This is a genomic window from Synechococcus sp. H55.2 (genome assembly GCF_047462495.1).
Lineage (GTDB): Bacteria > Cyanobacteriota > Cyanobacteriia > Thermostichales > Thermostichaceae > Thermostichus.
Genome location: NZ_JANSJH010000054.1, coordinates 1 through 17,798, shown reverse-complemented (window position 1 = coordinate 17,798; position 17,798 = coordinate 1). Strand labels below are relative to the sequence as shown.

Sequence of the window (17,798 nt, the reverse complement as noted above, 5' to 3'; positions counted from 1 at the left end):
ATTAGGAGACAACGTTCACTTTGACCACTTGGGCTTTTTCAGAGTCCGCTTTGGGCAGAGTCAGGGTGAGGATGCCATCTTTGTATTCCGCTTTCACCTGATCGTGCTTGATCCGGTTGGGCAGCGGGATCACCCGTTGGAAGCGCCCGTAGCGGAACTCGGTGCGGGTTACGCCTTTGTCTTCGGAGCGTTTTTCAAAGCGCCGCTCACCGCTGATGGAGACCGCTTCCGCCGTCGCTTGGATGTCCAGATCGTTGGGGTTCAAGCCGGGCAGCTCCAGCTTGAGGGTAATGGTCTCTGGATCGTCGTGCATTTCCACCGCCGGCACGAAGGCAAAGGCATCGGTCTCGGCGGGACGGGTCATCAGCCGGTCAAACATCCGGTTCATTTCCCGTTGAATTTCGTCAATTTCCCGAAAGGGATCCCAGCGAACCAGAGCCATATCTATCCACCTCCTGATCAGATTTTGGTTAACTTTTGGTTAGCTTCTCTTTAAGCTTTACTCACAAGGCTTTAGCCTAGCCTCTGTACATTAAAATAAGCTTTCTGGCTGGCTCCAGAGGTCGAGTTTTCTGGAAATCGGTTGGGGTATTTTCTCACCCAAGAATCAGGAGAAAGCTCTCAGGAATCGCTGCGCTGGGGCGGGCGATGGGATCTCGTTTGCAACCATAAACTCAGGCCGGTAGCCACCATCACCAACAGCCCCAGGCCGTTTAAGAAGGGGTAGATGGCCTGCAGATCCAGCGGCCCCCACTGCCCTTTGTGGATTTGGATTAGCCAGTAGTAGTCCAAGTTGTCGTTGAGGCGGGCAATTTGGTAGAGGGATCCCGTCACCACCGTCACCACCAAGGGCAGGGCCAGGATGGGAGCGAGGGCGCGGTGGATCTGGCGGGTGAGTTTTCGGGACAGGGCCATCAGGATTTCTCCAAGGCTAGCAAACCATGCTGCCATGGTATCAGGGTGGCCCCTTTAGGAACGGATCCCGAGGACTTCCTCCAGCTTGGGCATTTGCTCGCGGGGGATGATCCGCCCTTCGTCCTCAAAGCCGGGGATCTCGTGGAAGTTGAGGTAGCGGTACAGCTCGCCGGCAAAGGGCTGGATCTTGGTGGCAACGATCTCCCGGTATTCCTCAGGGGTAGGGATCCGCCCCAGGAGGGCGCAGGCAGCCGCCAGCTCGGCGGATCCCAGATAGACCCGCGCGTCCTTGCCCATGCGGTTGTTGAAGTTGCGGGTGGAGGTGGACATGACGGTGGCCCCATCTGCCACGCGGGCCTGGTTGCCCATGCACAAGCTGCAGCCCGGCATTTCCGTCCTCGCGCCGACAGCGGCAAAGGTGCCGTACACCCCTTCGGCGCGCAGTTGCGCCTCGTCCATGCGGGTGGGTGGGCAGATCCAAAATTGGCGTACCTTGGCCCGACCTTGCCCTTCCAAGATCTTGGCGGCAGCCCGGTAGTGGCCGATGTTGGTCATGCAGGAGCCGATGAACACCTCGTCAATTTGGATGGGTGTGTCGGGGTTGCCTGCCGCGTGCTGGGCGTGGACTTCGCTTAGAGTCATCACCTTGTCGGGATCGTTGGGGGCACAGACGATCGGCTCGGTGATGCTGCTGAGATCAATCTCGATCACGGCAGCGTATTCGGCGTCGGGATCCGCCTCCATCAGGGTGGGGTTGGCCAGCCAGGCTTCCATCTTGGCGATGCGCCGCAGCAGAGTTCTCGCATCCTGATAGCCGCGGGCGATCATGTTTTTCAGCAGCACCACGTTGGAGCGCAGGTACTCGGCGACCGTCTCGACGTTTAGCTTGATGGTGCAGCCGGCGCAGTTGCGCTCTGCCGAGGCGTCGGTAAACTCGAAGGCTTGCTCCACCTTGAGATGGGGCAGGCCCTCGATCTCCATAATTCGCCCGGCAAAGACGTTTTTCTTGCCCTGCTTCTCGACGGTGAGCAGCCCCCGCTGGATGGCCACGTAGGGGATGGCGTGGACGATGTCCCGCAGGGTGATCCCGGGTTGCAATTCCCCCCGGAAGCGCACCAGCACCGACTCCGGCATATTGAGGGGCATCACCCCCATGGCGGCGGCAAAGGCCACCAGCCCCGATCCCGCCGGGAAGGAGATGCCCAGGGGGAAGCGGGTGTGGGAGTCGCCCCCGGTGCCGACGGTATCCGGCAGCAGCATGCGGTTGAGCCAGGAGTGGATGATGCCGTCGCCGGGCCGCAGGACAACGCCCCCCCGCGAGGCAAAAAAGTCGGGCAGCTCTTTATGGATCTGGATGTCCACCGGCTTGGGATAGGCGGCGGTGTGGCAGAAGCTCTGCAGCACCAGGTCGGCACTAAACCCCAGGCAGGCCAGCTCCTTCAGCTCGTCGCGGGTCATGGGGCCGGTGGTGTCCTGGGATCCCACCGTGGTGATCAGCGGCTCACAACTGGTGCCCGGGCGCACCCCCGGCAGCCCACAGGCTTTGCCGACAATTTTCTGGGCCAGGGTATAGCCTTTGCCGGTGTCGGCGGGCGGGGTGGGACGGATAAATAGGGGAGAGGGATCCAGCCCCAGGGCCTGGCGGGTTTTGTCGGTGAGGGCCCGGCCAATCAAGAGGGGGATGCGGCCCCCCGCCCGCACCTCGTCCGGCAGGGTCACAGGCCGCAGGGAAAAGGTGGAGAGGACTTGGCCATCCTCAGAGCGGATGACGCCTTCGTAGGGATAGATGGTGACCACCATGCCCGTCTCCAGCCGCGAGACCTCGCACTGGATGGGCAGGGCGCCGGCATCTTCGGCGGTGTTGAAGAAGATAGGCGCGATCGTGCCTCCCAGAATCACCCCGCCGGCCCGCTTGTTGGGCACATAAGGAATGTCGTGGCCAATGTGCCAGAGCAGGGAGTTGAGGGCGGACTTGCGGGAAGATCCCGTGCCCACCACATCCCCCACAAAGGCCACCGGATAGCCGCGGCGCTTCAGCTCGGCAATAGCAGCCAGGGATCCCGGCGCGCGCGACTCCAGCATGCTCTGGGCGTGCAGGGGGATGTCCGGGCGGGTGGTGGCGTGGGCGGCGGGGGAGAGGTCGTCGGTGTTGATCTCGCCGGCAATTTTGAACACCGTTACGGTGATGGCCTCGGCCAGGGGCGGCCTGGCAGTGAACCACTCTCCTTCAGCCCAGGACTGCAGCACCTGCCGGGCGCGGGCGTTGCCGGCCTGGCTGAGTTCCAGCACGTCGTGGAAGGCATCGAAAACCAGCAGCGTGTGGCTGAGGGCGCGGGCCGCCGCGGCGGCAATCTCCGGTCGTTCATCTTGCAGCAGCTCCAGCAGCACCTGGACGTTATAGCCCCCCAGCATCGTCCCCAAGAGCTCCACCGCCCGCAGGGGGGTAATCAGAGGTGAGCGCGCTTCTTCCTTGGCCACAGCCGCCAAAAAGCCCGCCTTCACATAGGCCGCCTCATCCACTCCCGGCGGCACCCGCTCTGTGAGCAGATGCAACAAAAAAGCTTCCTCGCCGGCAGGGGGATCCTTGAGCAGCTCGCACACCTGGCTGGTCTGGGCAGCGCTCAAGGGCAGCGGCGGGATCCCTTGATCCGCGCGGGCAGCAACATGTTGGCGGTACTCGGCCAGCATGGGGAGGATTCCTCGGGTCACTCGACATGGGTATTTATTCTACCGCCAGGTCGGCAGCAGGAAGGGATCCCAGCAGCGCTTAGGATAGCTCCGCCAGCAGCTCTTTTTGGTATAGGCCGATACAAGCTTGGATTAACTCGTCCAGCTCCCCTTCCAAAATCGGCTCGAGCAGGAAGTTCTGGTTGAGGCGGTGGTCGGTGACGCGGTTGTCCTTGTAGTTGTAGGTGCGAATTTTTTCCGAGCGGGATCCCGTTCCCACCTGCATGCGACGGGCGGAGCTGATGGAGGCCTGTTGCTCCTGCAGCTTCATCTCGTAGAGCTTGGCCCGCAAAATCTGCATCGCCCGCTGCCGGTTTTGCAACTGGGATCGCTCCTCGGTGCAGAAGACGCGGATGCCGGTGGGCTTGTGGAGGAGATCCACCGCCGTTTCCACCTTGTTCACGTTTTGGCCGCCCGCCCCGCCGGAGCGCGCCGTCTTGATCTCGATGTCCTTGGGGTCGATCACCACCTCCACCTCGTCCACCTCCGGCATCACCGCCACCGTGGCCGTCGAGGTGTGGACGCGCCCCTGCGCCTCTGTCACGGGCACCCGCTGCACCCGGTGCACGCCGGCCTCAAACTTCAGCTTGCTATAGACCTGGTCGCCGCGGATTTCCAGGATGGCCTCTTTGTAGCCCCCCATCTCTCCTTCCGAGAGGCTGGCCAGGCGCACCGACCAACCCATCTTCTCGGCGTAGCGGGTGTACATGCGGGCCAAATCAGCCGCCCACAGCGCCGCTTCCTCGCCCCCGGTGCCGGCGCGGATCTCCAACATGATGTTTTTTTCGTCGTTGGGATCCCGGGGCAGCAGCAGCAGGGTGAGCTGTTGCTCCAGTTGCTCTTGGCGGGCGCGCAGTTGCTCGAGTTCCGACCTGGCCATCGCCTCCAGCTCCGGATCGGAGGCCGCCTCGCGCAGCAGCTCTTCCGTCTGCTTCAGGTCGCGAGTCAGCTTCTGCCAATCGTGAAAAGCCTGCACGGTGGCTTCCAGGGAGGAGCGGGCCTTGGCGATCCGCTGCAGCTCCGCCGGATCCGTCGCCACATCAGGATCGGCCAGGCGCACCGTCAGCTCCTGAAAAGTGGCCTCGACGTTCTTAAGCTGCTCGATCAGTTGAGCAGAAGCCATGGGTCTAGCCTCACCGAGAAGTCTAAGCAGGGCCCAAATGGGGAACCTTGGTGCAGAAACTCGGCTACTTGGCTTTCTTGCTGCCGCCCATGCCGTACTTGCGCATGAACTTCTCCACCCGTCCTTCGCTGTCGATGATCTTCTGGCTGCCGGTGAAAAAGGGATGGTTGCCGGACCAAACGTCGACCTTCAGCTCCGGCTGGGTGGATCCCACCGTCATCACCACTTCGCCGTTGCAGATGACTTTGGCTTCGGGATACCACTGTGGGTGTATTCCTTTTTTGGGCATGGCAATCTCCTCCTCTGGGCTTGTTTCTATACCCTTGTCTACCAACATCGACCTTGAAAAAGCAATGGCGGGGATCCCTAGCGCTTCGAGTACTGGGGAGCCTTGCGGGCCTTGCGCAGGCCGTATTTCTTCCGTTCCACGGCGCGCGGATCCCGTTTTAGGTAGCCCTCTACCTTCAAGGGGCCGCGATTGGCCGGATCCACCTCGCAGAGGGCGCGTGCCACCCCCAACTTGATGGCATCGGCCTGGCCGTGGACGCCGCCCCCATGGGCTCGCACCAGGATGTCGTAGGCGTTCTCCAAACCAAGGATCTCCAGCGGCGCTTTTACGTTGGCCAATAGCGCTTCTTGATACTGCAGATACTGGTCTCCCGGCCTGTCGTTGATGAGGATCTTGCCGGTGCCGGGCACCAAGCGCACGCGGGCAACAGCGGTTTTGCGGCGCCCGGTTCCCCAATAAACGGCTCGATGGCTGCTGGCTGCTTGCGTCATGCTTTGGCTCCTGGGATCGTGTGAACAGGATACACCTGCGGCTGCTGGGCCTCGTGGGGGTGGTGGGGGCCGGCGTACACCTTCAGCTTGGTAAATTGCCGCCGGCCCAAACGGGTGTGGGGCAACATCCCCTTGACCGCCTTTTCCACCACCCGCTCCGGCAGGCGAGCTTGCAGTTGGGCAAAGGTCTCGACTTTCATGCCGCCAGGGCGGCCAGAGTGGCGATGGTAAAGCTTTTGGGTGCGCTTTTTGCCGGTGACCACCACTTTTTCGGCATTGATCACGATTACATAGTCCCCCGTATCCAGATGGGGGGTGAAGTCGGGCTTGTGCTTACCCCGCAAGAGGGTGGCCACGGCCGCGGCCAGGCGCCCCAGCCGCTGGTCGGCAGCATCCACCAGGTACCAGCGGGGCGCCGCAGTTTCGGGAGTGGGAAGGGGAGTTTTGTTCATGGCAGCTAAGGAGGACAGAACTGCAGGATTGGACAAGAAAACGCTCAGACCAAGGAAGGGACACCCACAGCCAGATGGCGGGCTTCAGGGGGCCCCAAAAAGGGCAACAAGTGGGCAAACTGCCGCCCAAAAGGATCCGCAGCGTAGCCCACATCCAGCAAACACAACCCTTGCGGAGGGGCGCTGTAGCGGGTGCGCATCTGGCTCCAGTCGTTGTGCTGCCAGAGGTGGACAAATTGTTGCGGGCTGAGCTCGCCGCGGCCCACCACCTCCAGGGATCCCACCAGCAGCCGCATCATCCGGTAGAGGAAGCCGCTGGCCTGCACCTCGATGCTCACCAGATCCCCCAGCCGCCGGCAGAGCACCTCCTGCACCTGCACCCGCGAGTGGGGCCGGTCGGATCCGCGCCGCCGGAACGCTTCCAAGCTGTGCTCGCCCAGCAGGGAGTGGAGGGCCTCCGCCATCGGCTCCACCTGCAAAGGCCAACGCACCTGCCAGCTAAAGAGGCGCCAGAACACATCCGGCAGCTCCCGGTTCAGGATCAAGTAGCGATAGCGGCGCCAGCGGGCCGAAAAGCGGGCATGCCAGAAGTCAGGCACCTGAGCGGAAGCCAGTACCACCACATCTTCCGGCAGACAGTCGTTCAGCACCCGCGCCCACTCCGTGGGTGGGATGCCAGAGGTGGTGTCGAAGTGGGCCACCTGGCCTGAGGCATGAACCCCCGTATCGGTGCGCCCTGCCCCGTAGAGGGCCACCGGGTGCCCGGCCCGCGACGCAATCGCCTCCTCCAGCACCCCCTGTACGGTGCGGTGGCCCGCTTGACGCTGCCAGCCGCGAAAGCCGCTGCCGAGGTACTGAATTTTCAGGGCAATGCGACGGCTTTGCATGGGATCCCTTCACACCAGCTCGATGACCGCCATTTCCGCTCCGTCCCCCCGCCGACGCACGGTGCGCAGGATGCGGGTGTAGCCACCGGCCCGATCGCGGTAGCGCTCCGGCGCTTGCTCAAACAGAGAGCGCACCAGCTCCTTGTCGTAGACGTAGGCCAGGGCCTGCCGCCGCGCCGCCAAAGATCCCTCTTTGGCCAGGGTGATCATTTTCTCGGTGGTGGCGCGAATGGCCTTGGCGCGGGCTTTGGTGGTGGTGATCCGCCCTTCCCGCAGCAGAGCTGTGGTCAGCGCCCGCAGCAGGGCTTTGCGCTGGTCGGCAGGCTTGTTGAGGTGGGGGGTACGACGACGGTGACGCATGGTAACCTCTATCCTGGGCTCTTCGGGGATCCTGACTGAGTTTTGCGGTGACGCCGGCGGCGCCAAGCACCTTGGAGGGTTGCTTGGGGCTCTAGGCCTTGCCCTTTTCGCGGGCGCGGGGCAGCGTTAGGCCAAAGCGATTCTTGAGGGCCTGGATCACCTCTTCGGCAGATTTCTGGCCGAAGTTTTTGATCTCCAGCAGATCCTCCTCGGTGTAGACCAACAGATCCGCCACCGTATTGATCTGGGCTCGCTTCAGGCAGTTGTAGGCCCGTACCGATAGCTGCAGCTCCTCGATGGGGATCTGGTTCTTTTGGTTATCTTCGGTTTGCTGAGGCGCTACCGGCGCATCGAAGCTGACCTCCTGCAGGGGCGAGAACAAGCTCACCAAAATGCGGGCCGCTTGACTGAGGGCCTCTTGCGGAGTGAGGCTGCCGTTGGTCCAGATCTCTAATATTAGACGATCTTTTTCCAGGGACTGGCCGACCCGGGCTGCTTCCACCGTGTAGTTCACCTTGCGCACCGGCATGAAGACGGAGTCGATCTGCAGAAAATCGATGGCCGTCGATTTGCTGTCGGAGTAATCGACGGCGCGGTAGCCATGTCCCCGGCCAATCATAAACTCCATTTCCAAAATCGCCCCTTCCGCCAAAGTGGCAATGTGGTGGCGGGGGTTGATCACCTCCACTTCGCTGGGCAATTGCAGCTTCTCGGCGGTAACTTCCCCCGGCCCTTGCGCCACCAAACGGCCCACCTGCGTGTCAGGAGCCGTGGAGCGCAGCACCAGCTCCTTCATGTTGAGCAGGATCTCCATCACGTCTTCCCGCACTCCCGGCACCGTGGAGAACTCGTGGCTCACGCCGGCGATGCGGACAGCGGTTACTGCCGTCCCTTCCAGATTGGAGAGCAACACCCGCCGCAGGGCGTTGCCCACGGTGATCCCTTGGCCGCGCTCCAGCGGCCCCAGAGCAAATTTGCCGTAGTGAACGCCGGTGGCATCCTGATGGGATTCAACGCACTCGGTCTGGTAGGCAACAGCGCTTGCGCTCGCTTTGCTGCTCAAAGCATGGAGGGTTCGGCTGGTTTGAATCATCATAATGGCCCCGTCCGTCTGGCTGGATATCCGCTTGGAGAACTTATGAAACTTCAGAGGTCATCTCGGGCAAACCGGTCGCTGGCGCGGCGCGTAGCCTTGGAAGAAACCCCCCAGACGCTCGCCCGGCCCTCAAGGCGGGATCCTTTAGACACGCCGCCGCTTGGGGGGTCGGCAGCCGTTGTGGGGAATGGGGGTAACATCCCGAATGAGGGTGATCTCCAGGCCCGTTGCCTGCAGAGCGCGAATGGCGGTTTCCCGGCCGGCTCCTGGACCGCTCACCATCACTTCGATCTGACGCATGCCGTTCTCCATCGCCTGCCGCGCTGCATTTTCTGCGGCCATTTGGGCGGCGAAGGGGGTGCCTTTTTTGGCGCCTTTGAAGCCGGTAGAACCTGCCGAAGCCCAAGACACTACATCGCCGTTGGGATCGGTGATGGTGACGATGGTGTTGTTGAAGGTGGACTGAATATAGGCCACTCCGTTAGGAACGTTCTTTTTGACTTTACGTCCGCGCCGTTGCTGCCGAGCCATGATCCATGCGTCCTTGCAATCAACTGTTTGACAACTGTTTGGGATTGGAATGGTCGAAGGGTCTTATTTCTTGGCAGGAGCTTTCTTCTTGCCGGCAACCGTTTTCCTCACCCCCTTGCGGGTGCGGGCGTTGGTGCGGGTGCGCTGGCCGCGTACGGGCAGACCCAGGCGATGGCGGCGGCCTCGATAGGTGCCGATGTCGATCAGCCGCTTGATGTTCATCGCCTCTTGGCGGCGCAGATCCCCTTCCACCTGGTACTCGCCCTCCACCACCGTCCGTAGGGCGGCCACCTCGGCGTCGCTGAGGTCACGGGTACGAGTATCCGGGTTAATGCCGGTTTTCGCCAAAATTTGACGCGAGCGGGTTAGCCCAATGCCATAAATGTAGGTGAGGGCGATCTCAACTCGCTTTTCTCGAGGGATGTCAACTCCCGCAATCCGTGCCATAGTCTGGGATGCCTTATAATCCGACCAATCAAACTAACTCGAACAAACTTGCCCAAAAGAACTGAGTTGCCTGCCGGCTGCTAAGATTGGGATCGCCAAAGTGGGGAATGTGCCACAGCAAGGCCAAACGTGGGATCCATGCTCTCACCGCCGCCCAGGGCTCTGCTCCGTTGTGCTAGGCTCCACTGTCTTTGTCTTCTGCTGCGCTCCTGGACACAGCCGCCGTCGTGCCCTTATCCCTGCCGCTGCTTGTGCTTCGGGTTAGAAGAGCAAATCACCATCACCCGCCCATGGCGGCGGATAACTCGGCACTTTTCACAGATCCGACGGACGGAGGGCCGCACCTTCATGGTTGATCCTGCTAAAACCAGCGAATATCCATTCTAAGTTCGTCTGGGCAGCCTGTCAAAATGTGTTTGGGCTTCCGAGGGCAAGCGAACAGGCAGGTTGGCTATGCTGGGTCCAAGCAGGCGCGGCTCTGGGGTGGAGAAGGGCAATGCAGTGGCAGTGGCTGGTCGTGCTGGGCGGTGTGCTGGGGCTGGGCTCCCCGGTGTTGGGGCAGGGGATCCCTTCGCCTGAAACAGGCTCTCCCGCTTCTGGGGGGAACCTCTCGGCGGCGGAAAACGGGCAGAGGGGGGAGGGGGATTGGCTTTTGCCCTTGCCCAGCTCTGCCGATCGCCTCGATGCGGTGCCGGAGCGGGGCTGGCTGGCGGTGGGACTGTTGGAAGCGCAGGCAGTGACGCTGCTGGATGGGGCGAGCGGGGATCCCCTGTGGCAGGTGGCGGTGGGCTTTGCCCCCGGCGTGGTGCGGGTGGATGCGGTGCAGCAGGTGGTCTATGCCTCCGGCCCCAATGCTCCTGGGGTGGTGGCCCTTGATTTGCTGACGGGGGAGCTGCTGCAGGCCTACGGGCTGCCGGCGGGGGTTTTGGATATGGCCGTGGATGCGGCCGGGGGGCGAGTTTTCGCCTCCATGCCCGCCGCCCAAAGTTTGGCGGTGATCCCCGCTCCCAACCGCCAACGGAATGGATCGGAGCCTCCGCAGGCCCGCAACTTGCCGCTGCCGGGGCCACCCTTGGCTTTGGCCTATGACCCAGAGCGGGGAGCCCTGTTTGTGGGCCTGGCCGGCGAGGATCCCCTCAGCCTGCTGGTGGTCAACCCCGACAATGGCGAGCTGTTGGCTCGCTGGCGCGGCGGCAACACTCCAGAAGCGATGGCTCTGGATGCCCAACGGCAACGCCTGGTGGTGCTCAACTCGGGCAGCCAGGATCTGACGGTGCTGGATCTGGGCCGCAGCGGCGAGGCCCTGCAGCGGATTGGCCTGGATTGGCGACCGACACGGCTGGCCCTTTCCGCCGATGGCCGCTGGGCCTACGTGACCTCCCGCAACAGCGACCGTCTGCAGGTGGTGGATCTGGAGGTGGGGCGATTGGCCGCCTCGCTGCGGCTGGAGGGACAACCCACGGGTTTGGTGAGGCTGGGGGAGCGGGATCTGTGGGTGGTGGCGGCAGGGATCCCGGCTTTGCGCCGTCTGGTGGATATTCAGGCTCAAGTTGGCGACGGACGGGCGGAGCCCTGGAATGGGGGGGCAAGCCAGCAGAATGGGATCCCCTCTTCCGGCAACCGCGGCGTGGTGACGGGGCGGGTGCTGGATATTGCCGGCCAACCCGTCCAGACGGGGGTTTTGCGCCTGGCCGCCACCTCCACGCAGCCCCCGCAGACGGTTCGCATCGCTGCCGACGGCACCTATGTATTGCCGGAGTTGCCGGCGGGGCTGTACCTGGTGGATGTGGAGGTGCCGGGGTTTCCGCCCACCAGCACCCAGGTGGAGGTGCGGGCCGGTTTTGTATCCACCCAAGATATTCGCCTGCCGCCGGGGCAGCCGGCCCGCCAGCCGGAGGGCATTGGCCTTTTGCCGGATGAGCCGGTTTACTCGGATGAGCTGGCCCGCCACCTCAGCCTGGCCCTGAAGGAGTTGCAGCCGCAGCGACCGGTGCTGCTTTTGAACGGGCCTTTGGGGCCGGATCCCCGCTTTGAGCCGCTTTTGCCCCTCATCCAGGGCCTCACTCTGTTGGATCGGGATGAGCGCTACACCGCCGACTTGGCCAAGCTGAAGGCCATCGGCGACGCCCTTGGCTTGCGCTACATTCTCTTGACCCAACTGCAGATTTCGCGGGACTACAACCGCCAGGGCAGCTCGCTGCTGAATACGGCCCTGCGCTTCCTGGCCCCGGCTGTGCCGGTGGAAATTCCCAATTTCACCCCCAACCAGTTGCGCAGCCGCGGCCTGGTGGTGGTGGTGGACTTGCAGCGGGATCGGCCGGGGGATCGGGCTCGCTACTATGAGGCCTATGGGCGGGATGATGTGGGCGGGGATCCGCTGTTTGAAGATGCGGCAGCGGGCCTGTTTCGGCTGCAGGTGCGCAACATGGTGCCCGTCTTTATCCAACAATGGCAGGCCAACAATCCCTTTTCTGGGTGAGGATCCCTGCAGCAGGATTTTGTCTCTCCAGAACCCACTGCGATTAGCAGATGTCGCCATGCCTCTTTTCTCCCTCACTGCGCTGCGGCGCAAGGTTAGCTTAGGCAGCCTAGGTCTCTGCGGCTGGCTGGCCCTGACTCCAGGAGCGCTGGCCCAGGCGCCGGTCACCCCCATTCCCCACTTCACACCGCTGTTTCCCCATCGAGACCAGGTGGGATCCCAGGCACGGCTGGTGGGGCAGGTGAGCAACAGCCTGGGGCAGCCGGTGGCCGGGGCGCAGGTGCAGTTGGAGGGCTTGGAGCCCGTCCAGACGGACGAGCAGGGGGCGTTTGAGCTCGACCAGGCTCCTGCCGGACGTTGGATGTTGACCGTATGGCACCCCGACTACGAAAAGGCGGAGCACGAGATCCTGCTGCAGGCGGGCCTGACCACCCCTGTGGATGTGGTTTTGCAGGTGCCCATCCGGCCCCAACCCCGGCGTCGCCTCGGCATTTTGGGGGTAGGAGGGCTGGAACATACCCAGCTTTTGGGCCAGCGCCTGGCCATCGAAGCGGTGCGCCTGGGCCTGATCCCCAACAGCGAGAAGGTGGTGCCCCTGGACAACCGCCGCATTCAGCCCCTTTTGCGCCAGGTGGGCTGGCCGGTCTACGAGCTGTTTGAGTGGGATCGCCGCAAGCCGGAAGCGGTGAGCCAGTTTTTCGATTACCTGGGCCTGGAGGCCATTGTCATCGCCCGCGTCGATGTCCTCACCCGCCCGGCCTCGCCGACGGAGGTGAGTCTGCGCTCCCGCAGCCGCCTGGAGCTGTGGCGGTTTGACGAGCAGGGCAACCTCATGGCGGAGGTTCTGGCAGAAGCCAGCCGCGATCAGGTGGAGCGGGGCAACCTCAACGCCGCTGAGCTGGCGCAGCTCTATCAAATCCAGGTCACCCAAATGGCCGGCGAAATCGGATCCCGCTGGAAAGAAAATCACCCCCTGGCCCCCTACCTGGAACTGGCTCCAGGCGAGGCCCCACCCCCGCCCTCGCGCCTGGATACGGCTGTGGAGCTGGTCATCCCCACCCCCTAGCGACGACGGGAGGAGCCGCCCGAAGAGTGGCGGGAAGAGCTGCCCCCGGAGGAATGGCGGGAGGAGGAGCCGGAAGAACCAGAAGAGCCGCCCCAGGATCCCGTGCCCGAAGAGCGGCCAAAGTCCCTGTCCCAAGAGGAAGTCGAGGTAAAGACTGTAACGGTGCTGTGCCGCTCATCTTCTTGCTCCGCCTGCCACAGGGATCGCTCCAGGCGATCCAGCCTGTCTGCACAGCGCTGCAGAGCGGCTTGAACCCGCTCGATCTCTTGCTGGGCCTGATCGAAGTTCTGCTCGGAGAGGCTGTTCCAGCGCTGAATGGCCGGGATCCCCTCTTGGCTGATGTAGAGGAGGAGCCGCCTCGTTTCTTCCAGCGCTTTGCGCTCTTCCTGCGGCGGGTGGCGGAAGAAGCCCCCATACACCCGGCGATCCAGGTCGGGTAGGCGCTGCTTGAGGCTTTGGAGCTGAGTTTGCAGGCGGCTGAGCTCGGCCTGGTTTTTTTGGTGTTGCTGGACGTAGGCGCGGCTGTGGTTTTCTAGGCTGTCGATGGCGCTGTGCAGCTCGGGCAGGGATCCCAGGGCTGAGGCCAGTTGGGCCAGGTCGTCGGCCTGCCGGGGAAAGCGGTAGCCCTGGTTTTGCCAAGTTTGCAGTTGAGCCAGCAGATCCAGCAGGCGGATCCCGGCCTCGGCCAGCTCCAACCCATCCAGATCCAAACCCCTTTGCTGCAGGGAGCGCACTTGGTTCAACAGCCCGGCCAAGCCAGAGCCGAGAGAGGTCGGGATCCCCGCAGGGGCTTGGCGCAATCGGTTTTCCAGAGTAGCCAGCTTGGCGGAGAGCAGAGCAGGGGCCTTCTGCAGGCGATCCAGCTCCCGTTGCACCCGCTCGATCAGGCCGAGAATGCCATCGGCATCCAAGCGGTTGGGATCCACCCGCAGCAGCTCGACTTTCAGGGGGCGACCTTCCAACTGTTGGCGCAGGTCTTCCAGTTGCCGCAGCAGGGATCCCCCTTCCTCGGCCAGGTTAGAGGGAAGAAACTGCACCGGGTTGAGCAGAGTTTGCAGTTGCTCTTCGCTGAGGTTGAGCAGGCGCTCACGGCTGCCCACCAGGCTGATGTAGAGGCGTTCCCAGGCTTCCACCTGCTGCTCCAGCTCCCTGAGGGTGGTGGGAGTTTGGTTGGAGAGCTGCCCTTGCACCCAAAAGGCCTGCGTGAGAGCCTGCCGACAGGCCTGCAAAGTCTCGAGGAGGCGGGATCCCAACTGTGGGTAGCGCTCCCCCCCCAAAATCAAATAAAGCCGGTAGAAGATAGTCTCCTCCGGCTTGTCACTGGGCAAGAGACCCTCTAGGGCCAAGAGCAGAGTGGCCACCGGAGCTTGCAGGACTTGGATCTGGTTTTGCAACTGCCGGCGGCGCCGCTGCCTGCGCCAGGAGATCGTGCCGCCGATCACCGCTGCGGCACCGGCCCCCACTCCCAGCAGCGGCCAGGGGGAAGGCGGAGGCGGATAGGCCAGCCGATAGCTCTGCTGCAGCCCGACCACCAGCGCCTGCGAGGGATCCCCTTGGCCAAGCAGCTCGCGCACCTGGGATCGGAGGTGTTGGTACTCGTGGTCGGCGGTATCGAGGCGGGTGCCGTAGAGGGTTTCGCCATAGGTGATGTTGAACCCCCAGGGCGGGAAAGTATCGGTGCTGGCGGCTACCGTCAAGCCGTTGCGGTCGTAAAAATCCACTTGCGACAGATCCCGCAGGCCGGCCTCTGCCTCCACACGATCCAAACGGGCAAACCAGGCCTGCTCCGAGGGATCCCGCGCATCGGTGAGATAAACCAGCACCCGAAAACCTTTCGCTGCCCAGGGGGCAGCCGCCTCGCAGACTTGCTTGGCATCCACCGCCAGCCTGGACTCCAGGCGCAAGGTGGCGTAGGGGCAAGCAACCCCTTGGGCTTGAACCGGGCTGGGGGCAAACAGCCACGCCAGTGCTAACAAAAGAGCGACGAGAAATTGCATGCTCCTGGCCCAGCCCGACAGCTCCACTCTAGCGCCATGCCGCAGGAAGTTATGCCTGGGCGGCTAAGAATGGCCGCTCTCCGAATGAGGAGAAGTGTCAGGAGCGGACGGGCTGCCCAAGGATTGCTCCAGGGCCAGACGCTGCTCCATCACCCGCAGAAAATAGCCGCCCATCATCGCGCCGGAGAGCATTTTCGCCAAGCTCTCGCGGTTGGTGATGATCTGCACCCCAAATTGATCGGAGGGCAAGCTCCCCACCAAGCTGCGGATGTTGTGGCCCAAGATCTCCAGCACTTCAGGGGAAGAATTGCGGGCAATATCCTGAAAAATGCTGGGATCCTGAGCTTGCAGATACTGCCAGAGCCGGTTGTCGGGGCTCGGAGTTTGCATAGCCTCAAAACCAGGGATGAAATTTAATGGGCTCGACATGGAGTCACCAAGCTCCCCAAACACAGCAGATCCAGCCCAACTCGGAAGCCCGGCCTGATCCCTCAGGCCTTCGCAGTTGGCCGCTTTGGGCTATGTCAACGCTAACACCCAATCCTCACCCCTCTCGGTACGGGATCCTACCCCTCTGCCGTGGCAAATACCGCACCTGGGATCCAGAGCTGAAGCTGGGGCCTCAGGATCAACGGCTGTCTTCCGAGGTTTCGCCCGCGGGCTCTTCCTCGACTTCAGTGGGATCCCCGACAAAAGAGGCCGGCACCACCGTCACCGCTACAATGCTGTCTTCGGGATCCAAGCGCTGCACCAGCACCCCTGTTGCCTCACGAGACTGAGTGGGGATGGCCTTGGCCAACTGGCGCATAACAATGCCTCTGGCAGTTACCAACAGGATCTCGTCCTCGGCATTGACGATGCGCAGGGCAGCCAATTCATCCGACTCCTGGCGGAACTTGGTGGCGATCACCCCCTTGCCACCCCGGTTTTGCTGACGGAAGTGGTCGATGGCCGAGCGCTTGCCCCGCCCTTCTTTGGTGATCACCAATACCCAGGGGTTGGCCAGCCCCTCCCCCTCTCGCTCAGCAGCCATCACCGACTCGGCGAAAATAATGTCCATACTGACGATGTCGTCACCGGGGTTGAGGGTGATGGCCCGCACGCCGCGAGCAGGCCGCCCTAGGGGACGCAGTTGCTCGTCATCTGCCCGGAAGCGAATGGACATGCCTTGGCGGGTTGCCATCACTACATCGTCGCTGGAGCGGGCGCGGCGCACCCAGCGCAGCTCATCGTTTTCCTCCAGAGAAATGGCAATTAGGCCGTTGGAACGCACATTGGCAAAGGCGCTGAGGGCCGTTTTTTTGATGTAGCCCCCCTGGGTCAGCATCACCAGATATTCGTCGTCGCTGAACTTGCTCACGGGCACCATCGAGGTAACCCGCTCTTCCCGGCTCAGGGGCAGCAACTGGACGATGGCGCTGCCGCGGGCGGTGCGGCTTCCCTGCGGGATCTCGTAGGCAGGCAGGGTATAGACCATCCCCCGATCTGTGAAAAAGAGGATGGTGTCGTGGCTGCGACAGGCAAAAAATTGCTCGATGGCATCGTCGTCTTTGATACGGGTGCCGGCCTTGCCGCGGGTGGCCCGCCCCTGCACCTGAAATTCTTTGATGTCCATGCGCTTGATGTAGCCCTGCTCCGTGAGAAAGATGACCGTCTCGCGGTTCTCGATCAGATCGGCTGTCTGCAGCTCACAGTCTTCCAGACAGAGGCGGGAGCGGCGCGGGCTGGCAAAGCGGGCCTTGAGCTGCTGCAGCTCTTCGCTGATGATCTGCATCACCCGCTCCCGACGGGCCAAAATATCCCGCAAATCGGCAATTTGCCTCACCAAGTCTTCGTGTTCGGCCTGGATTTTCTCCGCTTCCAGGGCGGTGAGGCGGCGCAGTTGCATTTGCAAGATCCCGTCGGCTTGCGCTTCGCTCAGGCCCAATGTTGCTTGTAATTCGGATCGGGCGGCGGCGGTATCGGCGGCTCCGCGGATGAGGGCGATCACCCGATCCAACTGCCCCAAAGCCACCAGGTACCCCTGCAACAGGTGATCCCGCTCCTCCGCCTTTTGTAGCTCATAGCGGGTGCGCCGCTCGATCACCGCCTCCCGGAAATCCAAGAAAGCCTGCAGCGCGTCCCGCAGGGTCAGGGTGCGCGGCTCGCCGTTGAGGATGGCCAGCATGTTGACCCCGAAACTAGACTGCAGGGGGGTCTGCTTGTAGAGGTTGTTGAGCACCACCTGGGGCTGGGCATCCCGCTTCAGCTCGATCACCACCCGCATGCCGCTGCGGTCGCTCTCGTCGCGAATGTCGGCAATGCCTTCCAGTTTTTTGTCGTTGACCAGCTCGGCAATTTTTTCAATCATGGCTGCCTTGTTGGTCTGGTAGGGCAGCTCGGTGATGATGATGGCGTCCCGCGCCGGTCGGCCCCGCTGCTCAATGGTCTCGATGGTGGCCACCCCCCGCAGGGTGATGGAGCCGCGCCCGGTGGTATAGGCTTCGCGGATGCCCTCCTGGCCCAGGATCAGCCCGCCGGTGGGGAAATCGGGGGCCGGGATCCACTGCATCAACTCCAGGCTGGTCAGGTTGGGGTTGTGGATGAGGGCAATCAGGCCGTCCACCAGCTCTCCCAGGTTGTGGGGGGGGATGTTGGTGGCCATGCCCACGGCAATGCCGGAAGATCCGTTCAACAACAACTGCGGGATCCGCGCCGGCAGCACCAGCGGCTCTTGCTGGGATCCGTCGTAGTTGTCGATGAAGTCGACGGTGTTGGCGTCGATATCCTGCAGCAGGGCTTCCTGGGCAAAGGCGGTGAGGCGGCACTCGGTGTAGCGCATGGCCGCCGGCGGGTCGTTGTCGATGGAGCCGAAGTTGCCGTGCCCGTCCACCAGGCGCTCCCGCATGGAGAAGTCCTGCGCCATGCGCACCAGGGCATCGTAAACCGCCTGATCCCC

18 protein-coding genes are annotated in these 17,798 nt (G+C 62.9%); 2 read left to right on the top strand and 16 right to left on the bottom strand.

Features of this window, described 5'->3' with window-relative positions:
* Window position 1 precedes the first annotated feature (1 nt).
* The 13 genes from NW844_RS07910 to rpmJ all read right to left on the bottom strand — a co-directional run bounded on the left by NW844_RS07910 (window position 2) and on the right by rpmJ (window position 9,668).
* Window positions 2–442 (bottom strand): Hsp20/alpha crystallin family protein, encoded by a 441-nt coding sequence (locus NW844_RS07910; RefSeq protein ID WP_414334846.1) that lies wholly within the window; start codon window positions 440–442, stop codon window positions 2–4.
* A 179-nt stretch (window positions 443–621) separates the two neighbouring features.
* A complete protein-coding gene (locus NW844_RS07905; RefSeq protein WP_414334845.1) occupies window positions 622–915 on the bottom strand; it encodes a PepSY domain-containing protein in 294 nt (97 codons plus the stop codon).
* A gap of 54 nt (window positions 916–969) precedes the next feature.
* On the bottom strand, window positions 970–3,603 hold the full coding sequence (acnB, locus tag NW844_RS07900) for a bifunctional aconitate hydratase 2/2-methylisocitrate dehydratase (protein ID WP_414334844.1): 2,634 nt from the start codon (window positions 3,601–3,603) through the stop codon (window positions 970–972).
* Between the two features lie 79 nt (window positions 3,604–3,682).
* Window positions 3,683–4,765: a peptide chain release factor 1 gene (prfA, locus tag NW844_RS07895; protein ID WP_414334843.1), complete on the bottom strand. Its 1,083-nt coding sequence runs from the start codon at window positions 4,763–4,765 to the stop codon at window positions 3,683–3,685.
* A 64-nt stretch (window positions 4,766–4,829) separates the two neighbouring features.
* Window positions 4,830–5,054 (bottom strand): 50S ribosomal protein L31, encoded by a 225-nt coding sequence (gene rpmE / locus NW844_RS07890; RefSeq protein ID WP_414334842.1) that lies wholly within the window; start codon window positions 5,052–5,054, stop codon window positions 4,830–4,832.
* Window positions 5,055–5,131: 77 nt separating this feature from the next.
* Window positions 5,132–5,545 carry a 30S ribosomal protein S9 gene (gene rpsI / locus NW844_RS07885; protein ID WP_414334841.1) on the bottom strand — a complete coding sequence of 138 codons (414 nt, stop codon included), beginning with the start codon at window positions 5,543–5,545 and terminating at the stop codon, window positions 5,132–5,134.
* Window positions 5,542–5,997, bottom strand: a complete 456-nt coding sequence (rplM, locus tag NW844_RS07880) for a 50S ribosomal protein L13 (RefSeq protein WP_414334840.1) — start codon at window positions 5,995–5,997, stop codon at window positions 5,542–5,544. Before rplM ends, rpsI begins: the two co-directional genes overlap by 4 nt.
* A gap of 44 nt (window positions 5,998–6,041) precedes the next feature.
* On the bottom strand, window positions 6,042–6,884 hold the full coding sequence (truA, locus tag NW844_RS07875) for a tRNA pseudouridine(38-40) synthase TruA (protein WP_414334839.1): 843 nt from the start codon (window positions 6,882–6,884) through the stop codon (window positions 6,042–6,044).
* Window positions 6,885–6,893: 9 nt separating this feature from the next.
* Window positions 6,894–7,244: a 50S ribosomal protein L17 gene (gene rplQ, locus NW844_RS07870; protein WP_414334838.1), complete on the bottom strand. Its 351-nt coding sequence runs from the start codon at window positions 7,242–7,244 to the stop codon at window positions 6,894–6,896.
* Window positions 7,245–7,335: 91 nt separating this feature from the next.
* Window positions 7,336–8,340 (bottom strand): DNA-directed RNA polymerase subunit alpha, encoded by a 1,005-nt coding sequence (locus NW844_RS07865; RefSeq protein WP_414334837.1) that lies wholly within the window; start codon window positions 8,338–8,340, stop codon window positions 7,336–7,338.
* 144 nt (window positions 8,341–8,484) lie between these two features.
* Window positions 8,485–8,871: a 30S ribosomal protein S11 gene (gene rpsK / locus NW844_RS07860; RefSeq protein WP_414334836.1), complete on the bottom strand. Its 387-nt coding sequence runs from the start codon at window positions 8,869–8,871 to the stop codon at window positions 8,485–8,487.
* A 63-nt stretch (window positions 8,872–8,934) separates the two neighbouring features.
* Window positions 8,935–9,318, bottom strand: coding sequence for a 30S ribosomal protein S13 (rpsM, locus tag NW844_RS07855; protein ID WP_414334835.1), 384 nt, complete (start codon window positions 9,316–9,318; stop codon window positions 8,935–8,937).
* A 233-nt stretch (window positions 9,319–9,551) separates the two neighbouring features.
* Window positions 9,552–9,668, bottom strand: a complete 117-nt coding sequence (rpmJ, locus tag NW844_RS07850; protein ID WP_011433187.1) for a 50S ribosomal protein L36 — start codon at window positions 9,666–9,668, stop codon at window positions 9,552–9,554.
* Window positions 9,669–9,814: 146 nt separating this feature from the next.
* On the opposite strand from rpmJ, the gene NW844_RS07845 reads away from it, so the two are divergent.
* Together NW844_RS07845 and NW844_RS07840 are read left to right on the top strand one after the other, a co-directional pair.
* A complete protein-coding gene (locus NW844_RS07845; RefSeq protein ID WP_414334834.1) occupies window positions 9,815–11,797 on the top strand; it encodes a carboxypeptidase regulatory-like domain-containing protein in 1,983 nt (660 codons plus the stop codon).
* Between the two features lie 58 nt (window positions 11,798–11,855).
* On the top strand, window positions 11,856–12,863 hold the full coding sequence (locus NW844_RS07840) for a carboxypeptidase-like regulatory domain-containing protein (RefSeq protein WP_414334833.1): 1,008 nt from the start codon (window positions 11,856–11,858) through the stop codon (window positions 12,861–12,863).
* On the opposite strand, the gene NW844_RS07835 is transcribed toward NW844_RS07840, so the two are convergent.
* The 3 genes from NW844_RS07835 to gyrA all read right to left on the bottom strand — a co-directional run.
* A complete protein-coding gene (locus tag NW844_RS07835) occupies window positions 12,860–14,860 on the bottom strand; it encodes a hypothetical protein (RefSeq protein WP_414334832.1) in 2,001 nt (666 codons plus the stop codon). The two genes, NW844_RS07840 and NW844_RS07835, sit on opposite strands and share 4 nt — an antisense overlap.
* A gap of 63 nt (window positions 14,861–14,923) precedes the next feature.
* Window positions 14,924–15,250 carry a DUF760 domain-containing protein gene (locus NW844_RS07830; protein WP_414334831.1) on the bottom strand — a complete coding sequence of 109 codons (327 nt, stop codon included), beginning with the start codon at window positions 15,248–15,250 and terminating at the stop codon, window positions 14,924–14,926.
* 238 nt (window positions 15,251–15,488) lie between these two features.
* Window positions 15,489–17,798: DNA gyrase subunit A (gyrA, locus tag NW844_RS07825; RefSeq protein ID WP_414334830.1), on the bottom strand; the 2,310-nt coding region annotated here is incomplete at its 5' end.

What these genes read in the sequence shown, in the direction of transcription:
- NW844_RS07840 (WP_414334833.1), top strand. Translation starts at nt 11,856, where the DNA reads ATGCCTCTTTTCTCCCTCACTGCGCTGCGGCGCAAGGTTAGCTTAGGC.
- NW844_RS07910 (WP_414334846.1), bottom strand. Translation starts at nt 442, where the DNA reads ATGGCTCTGGTTCGCTGGGATCCCTTTCGGGAAATTGACGAAATTCAA.
- NW844_RS07845 (WP_414334834.1), top strand. Translation starts at nt 9,815, where the DNA reads ATGCAGTGGCAGTGGCTGGTCGTGCTGGGCGGTGTGCTGGGGCTGGGC.
- rpmJ (WP_011433187.1), bottom strand. Translation starts at nt 9,668, where the DNA reads ATGAAGGTGCGGCCCTCCGTCCGTCGGATCTGTGAAAAGTGCCGAGTT.
- acnB (WP_414334844.1), bottom strand. Translation starts at nt 3,603, where the DNA reads ATGCTGGCCGAGTACCGCCAACATGTTGCTGCCCGCGCGGATCAAGGG.
- rpsM (WP_414334835.1), bottom strand. Translation starts at nt 9,318, where the DNA reads ATGGCACGGATTGCGGGAGTTGACATCCCTCGAGAAAAGCGAGTTGAG.
- rpsI (WP_414334841.1), bottom strand. Translation starts at nt 5,545, where the DNA reads ATGACGCAAGCAGCCAGCAGCCATCGAGCCGTTTATTGGGGAACCGGG.
- NW844_RS07865 (WP_414334837.1), bottom strand. Translation starts at nt 8,340, where the DNA reads ATGATGATTCAAACCAGCCGAACCCTCCATGCTTTGAGCAGCAAAGCG.
- NW844_RS07905 (WP_414334845.1), bottom strand. Translation starts at nt 915, where the DNA reads ATGGCCCTGTCCCGAAAACTCACCCGCCAGATCCACCGCGCCCTCGCT.
- truA (WP_414334839.1), bottom strand. Translation starts at nt 6,884, where the DNA reads ATGCAAAGCCGTCGCATTGCCCTGAAAATTCAGTACCTCGGCAGCGGC.
- NW844_RS07830 (WP_414334831.1), bottom strand. Translation starts at nt 15,250, where the DNA reads ATGCAAACTCCGAGCCCCGACAACCGGCTCTGGCAGTATCTGCAAGCT.
- NW844_RS07835 (WP_414334832.1), bottom strand. Translation starts at nt 14,860, where the DNA reads ATGCAATTTCTCGTCGCTCTTTTGTTAGCACTGGCGTGGCTGTTTGCC.
- rpmE (WP_414334842.1), bottom strand. Translation starts at nt 5,054, where the DNA reads ATGCCCAAAAAAGGAATACACCCACAGTGGTATCCCGAAGCCAAAGTC.
- rplQ (WP_414334838.1), bottom strand. Translation starts at nt 7,244, where the DNA reads ATGCGTCACCGTCGTCGTACCCCCCACCTCAACAAGCCTGCCGACCAG.
- rpsK (WP_414334836.1), bottom strand. Translation starts at nt 8,871, where the DNA reads ATGGCTCGGCAGCAACGGCGCGGACGTAAAGTCAAAAAGAACGTTCCT.
- rplM (WP_414334840.1), bottom strand. Translation starts at nt 5,997, where the DNA reads ATGAACAAAACTCCCCTTCCCACTCCCGAAACTGCGGCGCCCCGCTGG.
- prfA (WP_414334843.1), bottom strand. Translation starts at nt 4,765, where the DNA reads ATGGCTTCTGCTCAACTGATCGAGCAGCTTAAGAACGTCGAGGCCACT.